Annotated in this window: 22 protein-coding genes and 1 pseudogene; 11 read left to right on the top strand and 12 right to left on the bottom strand. The window is 66.8% G+C overall.

All coding sequences use genetic code 11. From position 1 onward, the window contains the following. Positions 1–316: 316 nt before the first annotated feature. Positions 317–1,278: pseudogene (locus I5G_RS20535) on the bottom strand (helix-turn-helix domain-containing protein). A gap of 115 nt (positions 1,279–1,393) precedes the next feature. Between I5G_RS20535 and I5G_RS26145 the strand changes: the two are divergent. From I5G_RS26145 to I5G_RS23895, 5 genes are all read left to right on the top strand, one after another. Continuing rightward, positions 1,394–2,326, top strand: coding sequence for a pentapeptide repeat-containing protein (locus I5G_RS26145; protein ID WP_204365539.1), 933 nt, complete (start codon positions 1,394–1,396; stop codon positions 2,324–2,326). Positions 2,327–2,448: 122 nt separating this feature from the next. Continuing rightward, on the top strand, positions 2,449–3,174 hold the full coding sequence (locus I5G_RS04345; protein WP_148286399.1) for a hypothetical protein: 726 nt from the start codon (positions 2,449–2,451) through the stop codon (positions 3,172–3,174). Positions 3,175–3,233: 59 nt separating this feature from the next. Next, positions 3,234–3,458, top strand: coding sequence for a hypothetical protein (locus I5G_RS04350; RefSeq protein ID WP_022877972.1), 225 nt, complete (start codon positions 3,234–3,236; stop codon positions 3,456–3,458). Positions 3,459–3,613: 155 nt separating this feature from the next. Continuing rightward, entirely contained in the window at positions 3,614–3,970 is a 357-nt protein-coding gene (locus tag I5G_RS23890) for a hypothetical protein (RefSeq protein ID WP_022877973.1), read from the top strand. Between the two features lie 21 nt (positions 3,971–3,991). Then, the gene (locus tag I5G_RS23895; RefSeq protein ID WP_022877974.1) at positions 3,992–4,231 is read left to right on the top strand and encodes a hypothetical protein; all 240 of its coding nucleotides are present in this window, start codon (positions 3,992–3,994) and stop codon (positions 4,229–4,231) included. Here the strand turns inward: I5G_RS23895 and I5G_RS20545 are convergent. From I5G_RS20545 to I5G_RS26355, 3 genes are all read right to left on the bottom strand, one after another. After that, positions 4,213–4,965, bottom strand: coding sequence for an alpha/beta hydrolase (locus I5G_RS20545; RefSeq protein ID WP_239642491.1), 753 nt, complete (start codon positions 4,963–4,965; stop codon positions 4,213–4,215). The two genes, I5G_RS23895 and I5G_RS20545, sit on opposite strands and share 19 nt — an antisense overlap. A gap of 149 nt (positions 4,966–5,114) precedes the next feature. After that, complete coding sequence (locus I5G_RS26350; protein WP_239642492.1) at positions 5,115–5,252, bottom strand: hypothetical protein; 138 nt, start codon at positions 5,250–5,252, stop codon at positions 5,115–5,117. Continuing rightward, entirely contained in the window at positions 5,253–5,477 is a 225-nt protein-coding gene (locus I5G_RS26355) for a hypothetical protein (protein WP_239642494.1), read from the bottom strand. Between I5G_RS26355 and I5G_RS20555 the strand changes: the two genes are divergently transcribed. Next, complete coding sequence (locus tag I5G_RS20555) at positions 5,460–5,984, top strand: TetR/AcrR family transcriptional regulator C-terminal domain-containing protein (RefSeq protein WP_239642495.1); 525 nt, start codon at positions 5,460–5,462, stop codon at positions 5,982–5,984. The genes I5G_RS26355 and I5G_RS20555 overlap by 18 nt on opposite strands. Positions 5,985–6,045: 61 nt before the next feature. Then, positions 6,046–6,624: a hypothetical protein gene (locus I5G_RS04385; protein WP_022877976.1), complete on the top strand. Its 579-nt coding sequence runs from the start codon at positions 6,046–6,048 to the stop codon at positions 6,622–6,624. Positions 6,625–6,772: 148 nt separating this feature from the next. Here I5G_RS04385 and I5G_RS04390 read toward each other — a convergent pair whose 3' ends face one another. Further along, positions 6,773–7,351, bottom strand: a complete 579-nt coding sequence (locus I5G_RS04390) for a helix-turn-helix domain-containing protein (protein ID WP_022877977.1) — start codon at positions 7,349–7,351, stop codon at positions 6,773–6,775. A 91-nt stretch (positions 7,352–7,442) separates the two neighbouring features. Here I5G_RS04390 and I5G_RS04395 point away from each other — a divergent pair, with 91 nt between their 5' ends. Further along, a complete protein-coding gene (locus I5G_RS04395; protein ID WP_022877978.1) occupies positions 7,443–7,916 on the top strand; it encodes a DUF664 domain-containing protein in 474 nt (157 codons plus the stop codon). Between the two features lie 14 nt (positions 7,917–7,930). Here I5G_RS04395 and I5G_RS04400 read toward each other — a convergent pair whose 3' ends face one another. After that, positions 7,931–8,758, bottom strand: a complete 828-nt coding sequence (locus I5G_RS04400) for an alpha/beta fold hydrolase (RefSeq protein ID WP_022877979.1) — start codon at positions 8,756–8,758, stop codon at positions 7,931–7,933. A 287-nt stretch (positions 8,759–9,045) separates the two neighbouring features. On the opposite strand from I5G_RS04400, the gene I5G_RS04405 reads away from it, so the two are divergent. Further along, on the top strand, positions 9,046–9,474 hold the full coding sequence (locus tag I5G_RS04405; RefSeq protein WP_022877980.1) for a MarR family winged helix-turn-helix transcriptional regulator: 429 nt from the start codon (positions 9,046–9,048) through the stop codon (positions 9,472–9,474). Between the two features lie 52 nt (positions 9,475–9,526). Here I5G_RS04405 and I5G_RS04410 read toward each other — a convergent pair whose 3' ends face one another. Beyond that, a complete protein-coding gene (locus I5G_RS04410; RefSeq protein WP_022877981.1) occupies positions 9,527–10,138 on the bottom strand; it encodes a TetR/AcrR family transcriptional regulator in 612 nt (203 codons plus the stop codon). Positions 10,139–10,221: 83 nt separating this feature from the next. Here I5G_RS04410 and I5G_RS20560 point away from each other — a divergent pair, with 83 nt between their 5' ends. After that, positions 10,222–11,745 carry an FAD-dependent monooxygenase gene (locus tag I5G_RS20560; RefSeq protein ID WP_022877982.1) on the top strand — a complete coding sequence of 508 codons (1,524 nt, stop codon included), beginning with the start codon at positions 10,222–10,224 and terminating at the stop codon, positions 11,743–11,745. A gap of 19 nt (positions 11,746–11,764) precedes the next feature. Here the strand turns inward: I5G_RS20560 and I5G_RS04420 are convergent, their stop codons facing one another. The 4 genes from I5G_RS04420 to I5G_RS20565 all read right to left on the bottom strand — a co-directional run bounded on the left by I5G_RS04420 (position 11,765) and on the right by I5G_RS20565 (position 14,591). Beyond that, positions 11,765–12,925, bottom strand: coding sequence for an SGNH/GDSL hydrolase family protein (locus I5G_RS04420; RefSeq protein ID WP_022877983.1), 1,161 nt, complete (start codon positions 12,923–12,925; stop codon positions 11,765–11,767). Further along, positions 12,922–13,491, bottom strand: coding sequence for a TetR/AcrR family transcriptional regulator (locus I5G_RS04425; RefSeq protein WP_051038620.1), 570 nt, complete (start codon positions 13,489–13,491; stop codon positions 12,922–12,924). Before I5G_RS04425 ends, I5G_RS04420 begins: the two co-directional genes overlap by 4 nt. A 204-nt stretch (positions 13,492–13,695) precedes the next feature. Next, the gene (locus I5G_RS04430) at positions 13,696–14,064 is read right to left on the bottom strand and encodes a bleomycin resistance protein (protein ID WP_022877985.1); all 369 of its coding nucleotides are present in this window, start codon (positions 14,062–14,064) and stop codon (positions 13,696–13,698) included. Positions 14,065–14,123: 59 nt separating this feature from the next. Then, positions 14,124–14,591, bottom strand: a complete 468-nt coding sequence (locus I5G_RS20565; RefSeq protein WP_022877986.1) for a MarR family winged helix-turn-helix transcriptional regulator — start codon at positions 14,589–14,591, stop codon at positions 14,124–14,126. Between the two features lie 13 nt (positions 14,592–14,604). Between I5G_RS20565 and I5G_RS04440 the strand changes: the two genes are divergently transcribed. Then, positions 14,605–15,120: a VOC family protein gene (locus I5G_RS04440; protein WP_022877987.1), complete on the top strand. Its 516-nt coding sequence runs from the start codon at positions 14,605–14,607 to the stop codon at positions 15,118–15,120. A gap of 239 nt (positions 15,121–15,359) precedes the next feature. Here the strand turns inward: I5G_RS04440 and dnaB are convergent, their stop codons facing one another. Beyond that, complete coding sequence (gene dnaB, locus I5G_RS04445; protein ID WP_306305780.1) at positions 15,360–16,655, bottom strand: replicative DNA helicase; 1,296 nt, start codon at positions 16,653–16,655, stop codon at positions 15,360–15,362. Between the last annotated feature and the right edge of the window lie 187 nt (positions 16,656–16,842).

A 16,842-nucleotide genomic window follows, 5' to 3' on the forward strand; every position in this document is an offset into this window, starting at 1 on the left:
TACGGGTTAAAGACGTACGGTTGAGAGCGCACATTTCTAACGCGTCATCTGGACGCCGCCTGAGACCGCAGGCTAGGGCGATACTCGCTCGCAGACCCCCGGCGCGACCCGCCTATGGATGTCGCGGCCGCCGAAATGGGGCGCGCGGCCCACACAGTCGTCAGCAGTTCGACGGTCGACCCCGGGGGCACAGAAAAGCCATCGACTCGATATTCGGCAGCGGACCAGCCCCGTGACTTTCGCAACACGGCCAGAGTGGCGTAGATCGTGCAGCTCCGCGGTGGGGCCCGGCATCCACGCACCCGAAATCGCGCCCTCACCACAGCAGCGCCAGCGCATCCGCCGCCGCGCTCCCCACCTCCGCCGTATGCGTCAGCAGCCGCTGGCCGTTGCTGTCGGGTAGGTGCAGCACCTCGTAATGCAGGTCGAGGTCGCCCACCTGCGGGTGGTGCAGCCGCTTCGTCCCGCTCGAGATAACCGCACGTCGTGCTTCGCCCACAGGCGCGCGAACTCCCGACTGTTCATCGACAACTCGCCCACGAGCTCGGCGAGCGCGCGATCGTCCGGATACTGCCCCGCCACGAACCGCAGCGACGCGACCGCCGACGCCGCCTCCTCCGCCCAATCGCGATGCAGCTCACGCGTGTGCGAGTCGAGGAACAGCAGCCGCATCTGGTTCGGACGCGTCGCCGGATCATCCGGATCCGTGAACGCCAAATGCCCCGCCACCAGCGCATGCCCGAGCGGATTCCACGCCAGCACATCATTCCGCCGCCCCAGAAGCAACGCCCCCACCGACGGCATCGACGCCAGCAGCGCTAATGCCCCGGGCACCGCCACCTCGGCGCGCGTCACGCGCTTCCGCCTCGCCGGAACCGGACGCGCCAGCTCATACAGATGCACCCGCTCGTCATCGTCGAGGTCGAGCGCCCGCGCGAGCGCCTCGATGATCGCGTCACTCGCGTTCGACGACTGCCCCTGCTCGAGCCGCGTGTAGTAGTTCACCGAGATCCCGGCGATCTGCGCCAACTCCTCGCGCCGCAGGCCCGGAACCGACGCCAGCGGCCGAGAACTCACGCCCGGCCAAGTCGCTGGTGACGACGTCGTCGTCGCATTCGAACTCAATACCGGCTCCGACTTCCTCCCTCTGACCGTCGCCCGCGTCTCGCTGGGACCGCAGGTTCCCCGCTGAAGAAGCCGCCAACCTCCCGCCGACCTCCTCAACGCTCGACGTGGCCGACACTTGATCTGCGTCGCGCGCCGCACAATCGTCCGCATCGCTTCGCGGAGGTGACTCGTGCGTGATGCCGCGCGGAGGGCGGTGACTGCGCGGCCCTCGTGATACGCGAGTTGGCTGGGCCAAGGATTATCGCGAACTGTTGGGGGCGATACGGTGGAGTTCGCTATTCTGAGCGGAAAAGTCGGGGGAATGCGGTTGGCACGGAAACGTCGCGCTCGGAACTCGAATCCGAAGAACAAGAACCGCGGCCGCGTGGTCGCCTCCGGAAAAACGCGCAACGCCGCTCACGTCCCCAGTCGCGAGTCTCCGGGTTCAAAGAACCCTGGTGACTACCGGGTGAACCTCAGCCTGCTCTTAGATGGTTGGTGGAGGAGTGGTCGCTCGACTTACGTCGGTCTGGCGCTGATCGCGGCGTCAGTCACTGCAACCATTGCCGTCACGGCTCAGGACGCAGTGTTTGTAGTCCATCGCGTTGGGTGGCCCGCGATCTTCTTGCTCACCGTCCTGGTTGTCGTCGTGGTCGCGCGGCGACGCCTATTTCCGCACCCGTCAACCATCACCCAAGTGCTGGTCGTCGTCGCTGTCATGGTCGGCTCTGCCTCCTGGGCCATATCGTTTTGGGTAGCGCAATCGCGTGAGATCGCCGCCGAAGCGACGACTGAAGTGATTGCGCGCGCCTCGGGCCTACAGGCGAGCGGACTCACGATCGAGAATCAGCGATTCGACAGTGAGTCGTTAGTCGGGAGCAAGCTGCAGGACGCCCACCTGATAGACGTCGGTTTTGTTGGTGTTGATCTCTCAGAAAGCGACCTGCGCGGCGCTCGTCTGGAGCGCGTTGACCTCTCTGGCGCAAACCTCTGCGCTGTCGATGCGCGGGGCGCCGATCTCAGCGGCACCAAGAATTTCGAGTCCGTGTCGAGCCTCCAGTACTTCGTATACGACGTGAATACGAAGTTTCCCGAAGGCGCGGACATTGATCAGGTTGATGGACCGATCCTCTACGGCCCCCACTCTAGGCGTGCGTTTCCATTCCGATGCGGCGACGACGTCACCAGAGTCCTAACGCTTGGCGAGGTCCCCAAGTGAGGAAGAGGGGGTCTCTCCAGCGATGGTCATCTCTCCATTGGAAGGGCATCGTTGTCATGTTGGTCGTGGTAGCTCTCAGCACAACAACCATCGCGAATGGGCTCAGTCCGCGAACCAGGCCCATGAACCATAATGTCGCGGCGGGGTCCGTCGTCAACACTGGCTTGGCGATCCACCTGAGCGAGGTTCAGATCTGCGCATGCTTCGAAGGGCCGGATGGCCAGTCTCAGAAGAAGGTGAAGTTTCGGATCGAGAACCAGAGCGAGCAAACATGGGTGGACCTATACGGCGGCCCAGACGGAAGCGTCTTCCTCTACGTGGCTTACCGCGACGCGTTCGTCCCAACGATGCAGATGCCTGACTCAGGGCCAGCACCGGCCACCAACGCTCGAGTTGGCATTGGAGGTTCGCCTAGCGGTAGGTATGTGTTCAGTACGGCGGAGACTAGGGAGGTTCTGCCTGACCAGGTCGCGCCGGAGGTCTCAAGGGAGCTGGAAGTGCCCGAGGGCTGGACGATGTGGGCCCTTCCAGCCAATCCCAATATAGTTGTGGCTCCTATAGACGGGTTGATGACTTTTCCCACCTACGTCGAGCAACAATGGCTGGGGCCGGGTGACGCGTACTACGGCGAGGGTAACGGGATCGGGGCATGGGTCTTCTACGTTCCGCTACCTGAGGAAATTGCATGGACCTCCCTCGGTTACGTGTCACCCGAAACGCTGTCCAGCGCCAACATCGACCAGTTTTATCGGGTCATCGGAGTCGGCATACGAGATCGTGAGGGGCGGACTGTCGGCTTTTCGCCGCTCCCCCCGGAGTCCGGCTGGTCCCACGCGGGCGATTTCTGACCCGGCATTGCGATAGCCGATACCTTCCGCACGCAGACCAGTGCCGCTACGGTCGGATCATGCAGCGACTCACGCCGGGCCTCACGGCCATCATGTACGACAACCAGCAGATCGCCGTCCTTGAAGGAGCGGTCTCGTTGCCAATTGGCGCGAGGATCCAGATTGGCAAGAGCGACTACATAGTCAATAACGTGCGCGTCGGGATTCGTCACGAGGATTTTGATTTGTACTACGACACTCACCTCGCCGAAGTCACGGGCGCCTCGCCCAGCCCCCTCGATTAGAAGCCGCACGCGTTCCACTCTGCGGTGATGAACGCGGCGCTCGCCCGAGCGCTACGTTCGATGCCCGGCCAACCCACCAGCGCCTGACTGCCCACGGGAGAGCAGCACCCCGCGCCCGGAGAGGACCCAAACCCTTCGCGCCGCCGTCAATCTATATGGCGCCCCCCCACCCCCGCCGCTTCGGGAGTCACGGCATCCTGACTGCGCAGGAAGTCGCCCAACTCGCTCGACACCCGTCCCCGTTCCGACATCTCCCCAGTCTGACCCTGACGCTGTACCGGCAGAACGTCCGGGGATTCAGCCCGCTTCAGACGCGACTCGTCTTCGCCATGGTCGCCGCCGGGACCGTGGTCGGCGGGTTAGTCGCACCCCGCGTGATCGCCCGGATCGGCGCGACCCGCGCGATCGTCGTGGGGCTCGTCGTGCAGGCCGCGGCCACTCTCCCCCTGGCGTTCCTCGACCAGCTGTCGGGCTCGCTCGTCGACGTGCTCATCGGAACGTTCATCGGCTGAGTCGCCAACCTCGTCGGCTTCATGGTCACCGCGAGCACTGGCATCCTGGATCAAGAACAAGGCCTCGCGACCGGTCTCGCGACGATGAGTCAGCAGATCGTCATCACCGTCGGAACGCCGGTCATGTCGGCGATCGTCGCGGCGAGCGCGGCGGTGGCCGCGGGCGTGAGCGCGGCGCTCGTGGTGAATGCGGCGATCTGCGTGGGGGCGGCGGTCATCGTGGGGGTCGCGCTGCGAATGCGTCAGTCCGCGCGCGCCTGAAGGTGCCGGACAAAGAACCGCCCGGCATCCTTCCCCGCGAACGCGGGAACGCCCGTGTGCCCGCCCATGTTGGCGACGAGCGTCTTCTCGCGCGAGGCGAACGTCGAACAGGTCGAGGGCTGCCTGACGGTCGTTGCCCTCGTCATCCCACTGCAGAAGGACATGGACCGGGATGCCGATCCCCCGCGCCTCCTCCAGCGTCGAGCGAGGAACGTAGCTTCCGGCGAAGAGCCCGGCGGCCGCGATGCGCGGATCGGTCGCGGCGAGGCGGACGCCGACGGCGATGACTCCGCCCGAGAAGCGACCCTCGTGGTGATCTCGGGGAGCGCGAGGACCGCGTCGAGCGTGGCCTGCCAGTCCGGGACAGCCTGGTCGACGAGCAGCAGAATGAGCCGGTCGATAAGGTCGGCACTCGGCTTCTCGCCCGCGGCGAGCGCGGCGCGCAGATCGGCGCGAGACTCTTCGGCGCCGGGCAGTGGCGGGCGGTCGCCGGTGCCGGGGAGCTCGATCGTCACGGACGCGAAGCCCTCCGCCGCGGCGGCTCTCGCGCGGGCGACGAGCCGCGGGTACATCCGGCGCGTGCCGAAGCCGCCGGGCTGGTTCAGGAGCAGCAGCGGCACCGGGGATGACGGGGTGGCGGTGGGTGGCATCCACAAGATGCCGGTGAAGTCGGCGAGCGTGAATTCGCGCTCGAGGCCGCCGTCGTCGAGCAGGGTCTGTGAAGTGAAGCGCATGGTCTTGCCTTTCGGGAGCTTGGGGGTGCTCCCCGGGCGACCTAGCACCCGACCGTGACTCCGCGGAGGAGCACCCACGTCGATTCGTTCACGGGGACCACCTCCTCAGGCTTCAGCACGGACCACCGAACAGTATCCCGACCTGCCCCTCACCGGAACAGATCGGCGTGGTCGACGACCCACGCGCGGAAAGTGCGCGATGGGCGACCCGTGATGCGCGTGTACTCGTCGGAGATCGGCGGAGTCGCGCCGACCGCCTCGCGCCAATCCTTGATGATTTGCCGCACTCACACCTCGGGGACGAACCGCGACAGCATCGCCGACGACTCCGCCTCGGTCTGTTCGATCACCGCTACCGGGCGTCCGATGACCTCACCGATCAGCGCGACCTGCTCGCGGAGGGTGAGACGCTCGGGTCCGGTCAGCACCGGCGCGGCACCGACGAGCGCGTCGGTGGTGAGGGCGACCACGGCGACATCGGCGATGTCCTGCTCATGGATGGGCGCCTGCACCGCATCGGGGTACGGCAGCGGGACGGCGCTCTCGCCCCGCACTCCCCAGCTCCAGCGCGCCGCATTGCTCGCGAATCCGCCCGGGCGCAGCAATGTGTACGCGAGGCCCGACCGCACGACGGCCTCCTCCACCCGGAGGACGGCCTCGGCACGATCGCGCTCGGCTCGATCCCGGTCCTCCCCGGTGCTCTCCGCCTCGCCGAACACGAGTTGGCGCTCATGGAGGCGGGCGGCGTTCCCGCCGACCGCGCCGCGCTCGCGGTCGACCTCATCGCGCAGTTCGCCGCATCGACCGCCGTCGAGCGGACCGTCCGGCTCAGCCGCGGGGACGTCGGCGACGATCGTGAACACGTCCTGACCGCTTACGAACGCGCCGACGCCGAGCGATTCCCGCACGTTGCTCGCTCAGCGTCGTTGCTCACCGGCCCCGACGACTCGGCACGGCGTGACTTCGCGATCGACGTTCTCCTGACCGGAATCGAGCGCGCAGGCGTCCGGCGCGCCTGAGACTCATCGTGCGCCGCGACAGGTCTGGTCCGTGTCGGTGGCTCGGAGTACGGTCGGCGCCATGACCCCAGCCACCCTCTTCCTCCACGCCGATGCCGCTCTGCGCGAGGTCATCGACCAGCTCGATCCCGCTGACTTCTCTATGTCCGTCCCGAAGGAGTGGAGCCAGCTCGAGTCGCCCACGCTGCTCGGCATCCTCGGGCGCCACGCTTACGACGAAGCCTGGATTCCCGACGTGCTCGCGGGCCGCGCGGCCTCGGACAGCGATCCGTATGCCAACGTCGATCTGCTCGGCGACGACCCCATCTCGTCCTACGACGCGCTCAACGACAAGGCGATGACGGCCGTACGGTCGGGCGACATCGCCGAGACCTTCCGATTCACCTACGGGAACTACCCGGCGGCGGAGGGCTTCGCGCACCTGGCGACCTATCGCGCATTCCAGGCGTACTCGATCGCGAAGCACTTCGGCATCCCGTTCCACCTCTCCCCCGAGCTGGTCGCCGGGTTCAACGAGCACGTGGTCCCGCACGCTGACGAGTGGCGGCAGTGGGGCGTCTTCCCGCCGGCCATCGAAGCGCCCGTCGACGCCGATGACGAGACGCGGCTGCTCTGCACCCTCGGGTTCTGGCAGCCCTGAGCCCCGTCCGGTCGGGGCACGCCCCAGGAGCTGGGGCCGACCCCGCACACGACTCACCGCCCGTAGTGACAAGAGATCGCTGCCGCCGTTGCGCGGTGGTTGACGCCGCGCCCAACGGACCGCGACCTCATTCCCCAGATCTACAACATCACCGTTCGAGGTCCGCGAGGTGGATGCGCCCACCCTGCTTTCCGTAGATCGCGATGATCTCCGCGGGCAGCGTCGGGTGCGCATTGCCGATCCAGTGCGGCGTCGTGGTGTCGAACTCCGCCGCCTCCCCCACCCTCAGATCCGTGACCTGCTCCGACAGCACCAGTCGAATCGCCCCCGACAACACGTACAGCCACTCCCGCCCAGGGTGCGCGTGAAATCGCGCCGGAGGCAGATCGGACACCGCGGGGTAGATCACCTTGAACGCCTGAAGCTCGCCGCGATTCACCCCTAGCGGCACATATGTGAGCCCTTTGCGCCGCACCGGCCGGAGGTGCACGCGAGGGTCCCCGTGCGCGGGGGCGGCGACCAGTTCATCGAGGGGCACCCCGTAGACCCGCGCGAGGGGCAGAAGCTGCTCGAGAGACGGCCGGATCTGCGCCCTCTCCAACCGCGAGAGCGTGCTCGGCGTCAGGCCCGTCTGGGCGGCCAGTTGCGACAGCGTCAGCCCAGCCGTCTGCCGGAACGCTCGCAGCCGAGGACCGACCCTCGCGATGATCTCCGCCTCGTCCGCCACGATCCCCTCCCGATTTGCAGATGTGACAGGAGCTTTGCGCATCGGCGTCGAGCGTCGCAACGATGAGGGAGCCCCGAAGACAGGAGACCGGATGCCACACCCCCACGTCGATTCCGGATTCACGACCCGCGAAGACCTCGACACCCGCATCGAGCAGTACCGTCACCTCATCTTGGGCAGTCTCGACGACCTGTCCGACGACCAGGCCCGTGCCGTCATCGCCCCCGGGAAACCGTCGCTGCTCGGCGTCGTCCGCCACACGGCCTACGTCGAGGGCGTGTGGTTCGGAGAGGCCATCACGGGGCATCCCCGCTCGGAGCTGGGCCTACCCGTCGCCACCGCGAACTCGTGGAAGACGCGCAAGACCGACACCGTGGCATCCGTCACCGAACACTGCCACCGGATACACCGGCACTCACACGAGAACCTGGCCGATCTTGACCTCAGCGACGTCGTCTCGGGGCGCGGGGAGCGCACGGTCCTCAGCCTGTACACGCACGTGCTCAGCGAACTCGCGTGGAATACGGGTCAGCTCGACATCCTGCGGGCGTTGCACGGGCGGTGAGGTCACCCCTGGCTTCAGATCGCACGGGACGGCTCACCTCCGCGGTCCGGCCGGGAAGCGGCGTGCTGGTCGGCGAACTGCCACACGTCGTGAACCAGTCGCTCAGGGGTCTCGAGTTGAGGGAGATGGCCGGCGGTGTCGATGATGTCGAGTTCGGCATCCGGAATGGCGGTGCTGTACGCGCGGCCGTGGCTGAGGGGCACGATGCCGTCGGCCGCTCCCCAGATGACGAGAACGGGGACGGCGATCTGCGGCAAGCGCGCCAGCAGGGTGGGGTCGCCCATCGCCCGGCCGGCGACGGCGAGCATCGTGGCCCGGTTGCCGGCCATGTTCTGGGTGGCCGCGGCGGGGAGAGTGTCGAGGTCGATGCGGAAGTGGTCGGGTTCGTAGTAGCTGTAGTTCTCGACCTCGTGCCAGGCGAGGCTGAAGAAGTCCCGCATGGGGCCGACCTCGTTGGTGAGGCCGACGGCGTCGACGAGGACCACGCTGCTCACCCGAGGGCTGGCCGCCAAGGCCATCTCTGCGGCCGTCCACCCGCCGATGGAGTTCCCGACGATGGTGACGTCGTGCAGATCCAGGACGTCCAGCAGGGCGAGATGCGTGGCCGCGAGGTCCGTGATCGTGGCGAGCTCGGTCGGTCGAGGCGTGCCGTCGAAGCCGGGGTTGGTCGGGCTGATGACCCGGGCGTGCCGCGTCGTGGCCAGCAGCTCCGCGAACGCCCGGACGGACTGCGACCCGGCACCACCGTGCAGGAGGAGGAAGGGGTGCCCTTCGCCCTGGTCGGTGTAGGTGACGGGCACATCGCCGAAGGCGGTGTGCACGGTCGTCGTGGTGGTGATCATCGGTCTCCTCCTCGTGCGCAACTCAGTAAGCCCAGCGACCCGTTCACGGCGGAGAACGGCAGATAGGACACGAGCGTCGCCGCGCTGGCGAAACCCACCGTCCGCCCCGGTCCGCGGCGCGAGGCGGCGGTGTCGGTCACAGGTGCAGAGGAGACGACGGGGAACATGTCAGGGAGTGTAATACAAATACATTTATATAACTAGATTTATCCCGACTCTCCCGTTCTCGGGGTCGGCACGCTCCTCTCGTCGACCGCGCGCGTTGAGCCGGGCGTTACTTTGGGGAGATGGAGGTTGCACGGCACGGCACGGCAGAGCATCTGGCGCGGGAGATCAAACGGTTGCAGTGGCGGCACCACCGCGAGCTCGACAGTCGAATGCGCGCAATCGGATCGACGATCGTGCAGTGGGACGTGTTGCGGGCACTTGCCGCCGACCCGGATGCATCCGGGCATGACCTCGCCCTCGCAACTTTCCAGAGCGACCAGTCCCTCGGGCAGATGATCCGGCGCATGGAAGCGCGCGGTCTCATCACGCGGAGCAACCCACAGGGGCGCCGGTGGGTGCACCAGATCACCCCGCGTGGTGCGGAGATCCTCGCCGCGGGACACGCCTTCGCCGCGGAGATCTTCGAGCAGACCTTCGGCAAGCTCTCAGACGGACAACGCCGGCAACTCGCCGAGCTGTTGACAACCCTCAACGCGACGGAAGACTGACACCCCCTCGCATCCCGCGCTGTCGATGGATGGGAGATGCGAGACCGCCCGCTCAGCGACCCGCGCTCTCGCGACGCTCGACGAGCGGTAGGAAGCAGTCGTCGACGATCGCGCGGATCCGCTCCGGGCTCGGCGGAGTGAGGTTCATGAGCAACTCGAGCCGCACGAGAGCAAAAGGCATCTCGAGCACGACCTCGGGTACCCGATCGAGATCGATCTCCCCCCGGGCCGCCGCGCGCTGGTAGAGCGGCCGATCGCGGCCGGTGTCGTGAACTCCCATGAGGCGGTCGCGCACCTGGGCTGGTGTCGTCGCTCCGTCAACGCAGAGCCCCGCGTACGCGGCGGCCATCGTGATCGCGTAGAACTCGGCGCGCGCGGCAGCCGACGCCGTCAGCTCCGCCACGAGATCACCGCGCAGCGAGCCGGTGTCGGCGAGCGGAATGGGACTCGCGGCACGCCGGTGCTCGATCGCCGCGACGACGAGAGCATCCTTGTTGGCCCACCGCCGATAGAGCACGGGTTCGCTTGTGCGCGCCCGCCGCGCAATGGTGTCCATCGTCAACCGCCCGTACCCGACGTCCACGAGCTCATGCCACGCCGCATCGAGGATCGCATCCTCGAGTTCTTTGCCTCGACGGCGCTGGGTGGAGACGGAGGCGGTCATGTCGCGAGTTTAGAAAGCTTTGACTTCCTTCTCAAGGCGGCGTATCTTGCCGCGAAAGGATTCCCTTTCTTAGAGGAGATGTCATGACAGACCTCACCACCACGGTGCTCATCGTCGGGGCCGGGCCCACGGGACTCACGCTCGCCTGCCAGCTCGCACGTCGAGGCGTGCCGTTCGAGATCATCGAGGCTGCGGAGGGGGCGCGGCCCGGCTCACGGGGCAAGGGCCTTCAGCCTCGGTCTCTCGAGGTTCTCGAAGACCTCGGGATCGTCGACGAGATCCTCGCGAATGCGCAGACCATTCCGATGACCGCCGTCGCCCCCGACGGTTCCTCGATACGGGTCGGCGAGGTACCGGCCTCGCTTCTTGACCGGTCGGACATCCCCTACCCCGCGAGCGTGATCACCCCGGAGTGGCGTGTGGAGAGCGCACTCCGCACGCTCCTCGAAAAGCTCGGCGGCGCGGTGCGGTTCGGCGCGAGGCTCGATTCGTTCCTCGCCACCCCCGGCGACATCGTCGCAACCGTCATCAGCGAAGAGACCTCCCACACGATCCGGGCACGTTGGCTCGTCGGTTGCGATGGCGGACACAGCGTGGTTCGCAAGGCATCCGGCATCCCGTTTGACGGAGAGACCCGTGACGACGTTCGCATGCTGGTCGCCGATGTCGCCGTCGAAGGGCTCGACCGCGAGTCCTGGCATATGTGGCGCTCCGCCGACAACATGGCCTCACTGTGTCCGCTGCCGTCGACCGACCTCTTCCAGTTTCAGGCCGGCATCGAGCCCGGCGAAGAACCAGACCTCAGCGTCGCCCATCTACAAGCCACGCTCGATGAGGTCTCGGGCGGCACCACGGCCCGGATCATCGATGCGCCATGGACCTCGGTCTGGCGGGCGAACATCCGGCTCGCGGAACGCTACCGCGTGGGCAACGTCTTCCTCGCCGGCGATGCCGCTCACATCCACTCGCCCGCGGGAGGTCAGGGGATGAACACCGGCATCCAGGATGCGACGAACCTCGGCTGGAAGCTCGCGGCGGTCGCGAACGGTACCGACGAGAGCCTTCTCGCAACCTACGAAGACGAGCGCCGCCCGGTAGCAGAGCACGTGCTGGAGATGTCGAACGAACGGATGGCGGCGATGATCCGCGATCGCGTCATGCCGGCCACGCGCGACCTCCGCACGATTCAACTCGACATCGGCTACCGCGACTCCCGACTCGCCCGCGACGACCGTGGTGAGCGCGCGGCGCTCCGCGCGGGTGATCGCGCACCGGATGCCACCGGGCTCATGACGCACCACGGAACCCGGCAGCGGCTCTTCGAGATCATGGCGGGCGGGACGTGGACACTGCTGAACTTCGGCGACGCACCCGCGCCAGTCATCGACGGGGTGCGCGTCATCGACGCGCGCGACACGGACGGATCCCTCGCCGCCGCCTACGCGCCGTCAGAGCGCACGCTGGTGCTCATCCGTCCGGACGCGTACGTGGCGGTCATCTCCGACGCGGGGGATGCCCACGCAATCAGGGCGTACCTGCGCGACTTCCAGGCGGGCACGCTCGAGGGGAGCAAGAGCGCCGGAGCCACCCAGCCCGTCAAGGAATGACGAGCCCGAAATCTTCCCCTCAGGGCGATCCCGCGGGTCGCAGGGAGCCTCCCGGACCGAACGCCACGCCGACGAATCGGCGCGCGATGAGCTCGTGCGTCGCGGTATCGGGGTGCAACCCATCCGGGAGTGGGAACCCCTCGGCGTCCTCGGGGCCGTAGAGATCCAACCCGCTGATGAAGTGGAGGTGGGGGTCGCCCGGGCGATCGCGGACGACCTGGGCAAGGAGATCGCGGATGACTTCGAGGGTGAGCGCGCCCTCTCGCGTGCGGGTAGGGTCGCCGGTCGCCACGAAGCGGACGCGGCCCGCACGGAGCTCATCGACGTCGAACGAGCCCGGGCCGGGAGTCTCTTCATGAATACCGCAGAAGATCGGCGAGACGAGCGCGAGGGGAGTGCGCGGATGACCCTCGCGGATCGTGTCGAGGAACCCGTGGACCGCCGGGACGAAGCTGCGCGCGCGCATCGCGTCGAGGTTGACGACGTTGATTCCGAGCTTGACGCTGATGGCATCCGCGGGCGCGTCTCGGATGACCCTGGCCATGAACGGATCGACCACTGCGCTGCCTCCGAATCCGAGGTTGCGGAGGTTCATACCCGCCCCTCGTGCGGCCACCGCGGGCCAGATCTGGAGCGGAGTCGCCGCGTTCGACCCGTGGCTGATGGAGCTGCCGTGATGGACCCACACCGGCCGCTCATCGCGGAGCGGGTGGACGGGTGCGTCGGCGCGCAACGCGACGACGTCGACCTGCTCGTTATGTGGCAGCCAGATCTCGACGTGTTTGTCTCCCGGTGCGAGCTGCTCCACCGACACCCGATCGATCTCGCCGGCGAGCGACGCAGTGCCGCCCGTCTGCATGTCGATCTCGAGGACATTGCCGTAGCGGAGGGGGTGGCTGCCGTGGATGTCACCGTTGATGGTGACATCCACCGCGCCGCGTTCGCGGGCGAGGCCCTTGTAGGCGACGCGCGTTGCCCGCAACTCCAGCTCGAGCGTCGTCGCCCGGGTGCCGAAGGCAAGCCGCACGCCCGAGGGCTGAGATTCCATGAGTCGCAGCTGGCTGTCCGCCTCGCGGCTGCGGTATGGCAAAGGCAAGCGATGAAGGCGCACACCCCCATCCACGGTTTCGAGCTCGGCTCCCCCGTGAAAAAGGGATGCCGAGAGGGGAACGTCGATCATGGTCTCCTCTCCTGCGCCGTCTCCGCCGCTTCACTGCCCCAATTCTCCAAGAGGAGATGTACGCGCCCCAGCGCCGCGTCCCACGAAGCCGTCACGTCGGGCTCACTGTGCGAGAAGGCCCCGACCTGCTCCAGGTTCACGAACCCGTTGAGGAAAGCCCCGATCAGACGCGTCGCGTGAACCCGATCGGACTCCCGGATGGCGTAGCCACGAAGCACGGCGGCCATGGTGCGCCCCGACCGCGCGGCGGCATCGCTTCGAACGACGTCCTCACCGGTACGTCGCTGCAACGCCTCCCAGCGTCCGGGATGCGAGAACGCGTAGCTCCGGTACGCGTCGCAAATCGCCCGAAGAGCGTCCTCTCGGCCTCTCCCCGCAATGGCGTCTCCGCTGCGGGCGTCCAGTTCTTTCAAAGCCAGGATGCTCACGCCATCCCTCATGGCGGCTAGATCTTTGACGTGCCCGTACAGGCTGGGCGTCTGGACCGCGAGAGACCGCGCGACCGCCGACAGAGAGACGGATGCCAAGCCGCCTTCGTCAGCGAGTTCCGCGGCGCGCTCGATCACCGCCTCGTAGGTGAGAGGTACTCGTGGCATCGGGTGGCCTACATTCCATAGTATTTCTCCTACAGACTATAGTTCAGATCTGCGCTCATCAGCCAGGTAGCACCCCCGGCGGTTCGCACCCGCCTATCCGCGCGCTCTACTCACGATCGGCCCCACCCGCGGTTTCACTCCTCGGGACAATCGGACGAGACTTCAGGACACGATCTACCGGACAGGATTCTCGATCAGATTCAACTGCGTGCCGTCGATGTCGATCAGGTTCCCAATCCGCAATCCTGACGGCTGCGTCGTCACAGGATGAACGCGCGGGAACCCGACCGTCTTCTCGACGACCCCCGCCGAGGTGATGCGCCCGTACAGCTCATCGACGTCGTCGACGCGGATGCTGCACATGAACGAGCTGCTCGCGGGATCGAGGTCGGCGAAGGGAAAGAACTCCAGCGTGAGCTCGCCGCGCCGGAGGATGAGCCAGCCCTCGTCCCGGTAGCCCCGCTCGAACCCGAACCCTCGGTAAAACGCGATGGTGGCGTCGAAGTCGCGAGACGGCAGGTTCGGGACGGCGCGATCGGTCATGCGGGCGACCCTATATCGCCGGCCGGCGACCCGCCCAGACTGTTACTGCGCGCGCGTTGTCAGGTGTCTCGATCGGAACCGACGACGCTCTCGCTCGAGTGCGAGGCTTCGAGCTTCCCCAGGAGGGTCTCCAGAACCGTGAGCTCGTCCGTGCCGAGAGCCTGAAAGAAGTGGCCGCGTTCACGACGAAGAACAGGCTGGAGTTCATCCCACCACTCCCTGCCCTCGGGCGTGAGGCTCAGCAGACGAGATCTGGCGTCGTCGGGATTCGGTCGGGCCTGAACCCACCGCGCCTCGATGAGTGTCTTTACAGTGGCAGCCATGTTGCGCGGGTCGACGGCCGTGACTGCGGCGACATGAGACTGCGTTCGCTCCCCCTCAGCCAGGGCCGCCAGGGCCGTGAACTGCGCAGTGGTCACGCCTTGCTCCGCGAGGAACTCGTTCCACGCCCTCTCAGCACGACGTCCGAGAGTCGCCAGGAGAAAACTGGCCCCCCGTCGATACTTGACGCCATCCTCTTTGCTCATATTTTATGTCTATATGCCTTCCCTCACGATGCCCATCCATGCCGGGCACAACACCATCAACCCTTTCGCCATCGTCCCAGACGCGGCGAGCTTCATCCGTTTCGTCGAGGCGGTCTTCGGCGGTCGGGAGTCCACAGACGTTCGCACGCCCGATCGCGACGGATCGATCATCCACGCAGAGATCGTGGTCGGCGACGCGACCATCATGCTGTGCGATAGGAAGCCCGGCTGGCCGTTCACCCCCGCCTTCTTGCAGATCTACATTCCGGATGCCGAAAGCTGCCTCGATGCGGCCATCGAACACGATGCGCGGGTCGTGACCCCGATCTCCGACTTCTACGGCGGCTACCGACTCGCGCGCATGTTCGACCCCTGGCACAACCTCTGGTGGCTCTACGAGCCGATCACCCAGACCGCCCCCCAGCCGGAGCGAACCAGCAACACCGACTGGCACGACGCCAAGCCCAGCCTCGTGTACAGCTCGCTCATGGAGATGATGAGCACCCTGGCTCCGCCAGAGGTGACATGAGGCACAGCCGCGCCGTTGCGACCCGTCGCCTTCGAGCGTCGGGTGGTCGCGAGGGACGCTTTCTTCGGCATGGTGACAGGGCGGTCACATCCCGCGGCCAAGAGACCTGCGATCCGCCCCGCGAGACCTGCCCCTGATGTCGCAGGTACCGAAACCACCCCTCCCCGCGGATCGGCCGCCCTTTCGGCTTAGCCCTCCCCGTCGCAATCGCGGTGACCAGCCGAAGTTCACAGCTCGAGCTACATCCCCGGCGCCATGTCGGCGAACCGCGAATAGTGCCCCTGGAACGCCACGGTGATCGTGTCGGTCGGACCGTTACGGTGCTTCGCCACGATCAGATCCGCCTCGCCGGCGCGCGGGCTGTCCTTCTCGTACGCGGCCTCGCGGTGGAGGAGCACCACCATGTCGGCATCCTGCTCGATCGATCCCGACTCACGCAGGTCGGACAGGGCCGGCTTCTTGTCGGCGCGCTGCTCGGCACCACGGTTCAGCTGCGACAGCGCGATGACGGGAACCTGAAGCTCTTTCGCCATCAGCTTCAGCGCACGCGAGAACTCACTGACCTCCTGCTGACGCGACTCGACGCGCTTACCGCTCGTGAGCAGCTGCAGGTAGTCGATGACGACCATCTTCAGGCCCTCGCGCTGCTTCAGGCGACGGCACTTCGCCCGGATCTCGACGAGCGTCATGTTCGGGCTGTCGTCGATGTACAGCGGAGCATCGTTGATGCGACCACGCGTCGCGGCGACCGTCGTCCAGTCGCGCGAGTCCAGCGTGCCCTTGCGCATGCTCTGCAGCGGGATCGCGCCCTCGGCGCTGAGCAGACGCATCGCGATCTCGCTGCGCCCCATCTCGAGCGAGAAGAAGATCGTCGGGGCATTGCTGCGGATCGCCGCGGCGCGGGCGAAGTCGAGCGCGAGCGTCGACTTACCCATGGCGGGACGCGCGGCGAGCACGATCATCTGGCCAGGGTGCAGACCGTTCGTGAGCTGATCGAGGCCGGCGAAGCCGGTCGGGATGCCGGTCATCGACCCGTCACGGCCGCGAGCGGCCTCGATCTCGTCGACCGCGGCATCCACCGCCACCGTCAGGGGGATGTAGTCCTCGGCGCTGTCGTCGCCCGAGACGTTGTAGATCTCGGCCTGCGCGCTGTTGACGAGCTCGGTCGGGTCGCCCTCGCCCGCGTAGCCCATCTGCACGATGCGCGTGCCCGCCTCGACCAGGCGACGCAGCAGCGCACGCTCGGCGACGATCGATGCGTAGTACCCGGCGTTGGCCGCGGTCGGCACGATCGAGGTGAGCGTGTGCAGATAGTCGGCACCACCGGCGCGCTGCAGCTCACCGGTCTTGATGAGCTCGTCGGTGACGGCGACGACGTCGGTCGGCTCGCCGTGCGAGTAGAGCGTGAGGATCGCCTCGAAGATCAGCTCATGCTTCGGGACGTAGAAGTCGGGCCCGCGCAGCGTCTCGATGACGTCGGCCACCGCGTCCTTCGAGAGCAGCATGCCGCCCAGGGCGCTCTGCTCGGCGAGCATGTCGTGCGGCGGGGTGCGCTCCTGCCGGGGCTTTGCTCCCCCGAGACGCTCGTCGGCGATGTCGGCAATCGACACAGGCACTCCTTCTCGATATCGGACGCACTCCCCATCAGGACGATTCACGCACGCGAAGCGCAGTGAACCTTCGGGATGTCGACCTCGGGCAGCATCGAATCACGGACCCCCG

Source organism: Microbacterium sp. B19 (genome assembly GCF_000333395.1).
Taxonomy (GTDB): domain Bacteria; phylum Actinomycetota; class Actinomycetes; order Actinomycetales; family Microbacteriaceae; genus Microbacterium.

Excerpts from the sequence above, each read along its gene's own strand:
- I5G_RS04420 (WP_022877983.1), bottom strand. The coding sequence starts at position 12,925 with ATGATCGACGTTCCCCTCTCGGCATCCCTTTTTCACGGGGGAGCCGAG.
- I5G_RS20560 (WP_022877982.1), top strand. The coding sequence starts at position 10,222 with ATGACAGACCTCACCACCACGGTGCTCATCGTCGGGGCCGGGCCCACG.
- I5G_RS04410 (WP_022877981.1), bottom strand. The coding sequence starts at position 10,138 with ATGACCGCCTCCGTCTCCACCCAGCGCCGTCGAGGCAAAGAACTCGAG.
- I5G_RS20545 (WP_239642491.1), bottom strand. The coding sequence starts at position 4,965 with ATGCGCTTCACTTCACAGACCCTGCTCGACGACGGCGGCCTCGAGCGC.
- dnaB (WP_306305780.1), bottom strand. The coding sequence starts at position 16,655 with ATGCTCGCCGAGCAGAGCGCCCTGGGCGGCATGCTGCTCTCGAAGGAC.
- I5G_RS04395 (WP_022877978.1), top strand. The coding sequence starts at position 7,443 with ATGCCACACCCCCACGTCGATTCCGGATTCACGACCCGCGAAGACCTC.
- I5G_RS20565 (WP_022877986.1), bottom strand. The coding sequence starts at position 14,591 with ATGAGCAAAGAGGATGGCGTCAAGTATCGACGGGGGGCCAGTTTTCTC.
- I5G_RS04440 (WP_022877987.1), top strand. The coding sequence starts at position 14,605 with ATGCCTTCCCTCACGATGCCCATCCATGCCGGGCACAACACCATCAAC.
- I5G_RS23890 (WP_022877973.1), top strand. The coding sequence starts at position 3,614 with ATGGCGCCCCCCCACCCCCGCCGCTTCGGGAGTCACGGCATCCTGACT.
- I5G_RS23895 (WP_022877974.1), top strand. The coding sequence starts at position 3,992 with ATGGTCACCGCGAGCACTGGCATCCTGGATCAAGAACAAGGCCTCGCG.
- I5G_RS04350 (WP_022877972.1), top strand. The coding sequence starts at position 3,234 with ATGCAGCGACTCACGCCGGGCCTCACGGCCATCATGTACGACAACCAG.
- I5G_RS20555 (WP_239642495.1), top strand. The coding sequence starts at position 5,460 with ATGGATGGGCGCCTGCACCGCATCGGGGTACGGCAGCGGGACGGCGCT.
- I5G_RS04400 (WP_022877979.1), bottom strand. The coding sequence starts at position 8,758 with ATGATCACCACCACGACGACCGTGCACACCGCCTTCGGCGATGTGCCC.
- I5G_RS04385 (WP_022877976.1), top strand. The coding sequence starts at position 6,046 with ATGACCCCAGCCACCCTCTTCCTCCACGCCGATGCCGCTCTGCGCGAG.
- I5G_RS04405 (WP_022877980.1), top strand. The coding sequence starts at position 9,046 with ATGGAGGTTGCACGGCACGGCACGGCAGAGCATCTGGCGCGGGAGATC.
- I5G_RS04345 (WP_148286399.1), top strand. The coding sequence starts at position 2,449 with ATGAACCATAATGTCGCGGCGGGGTCCGTCGTCAACACTGGCTTGGCG.
- I5G_RS04430 (WP_022877985.1), bottom strand. The coding sequence starts at position 14,064 with ATGACCGATCGCGCCGTCCCGAACCTGCCGTCTCGCGACTTCGACGCC.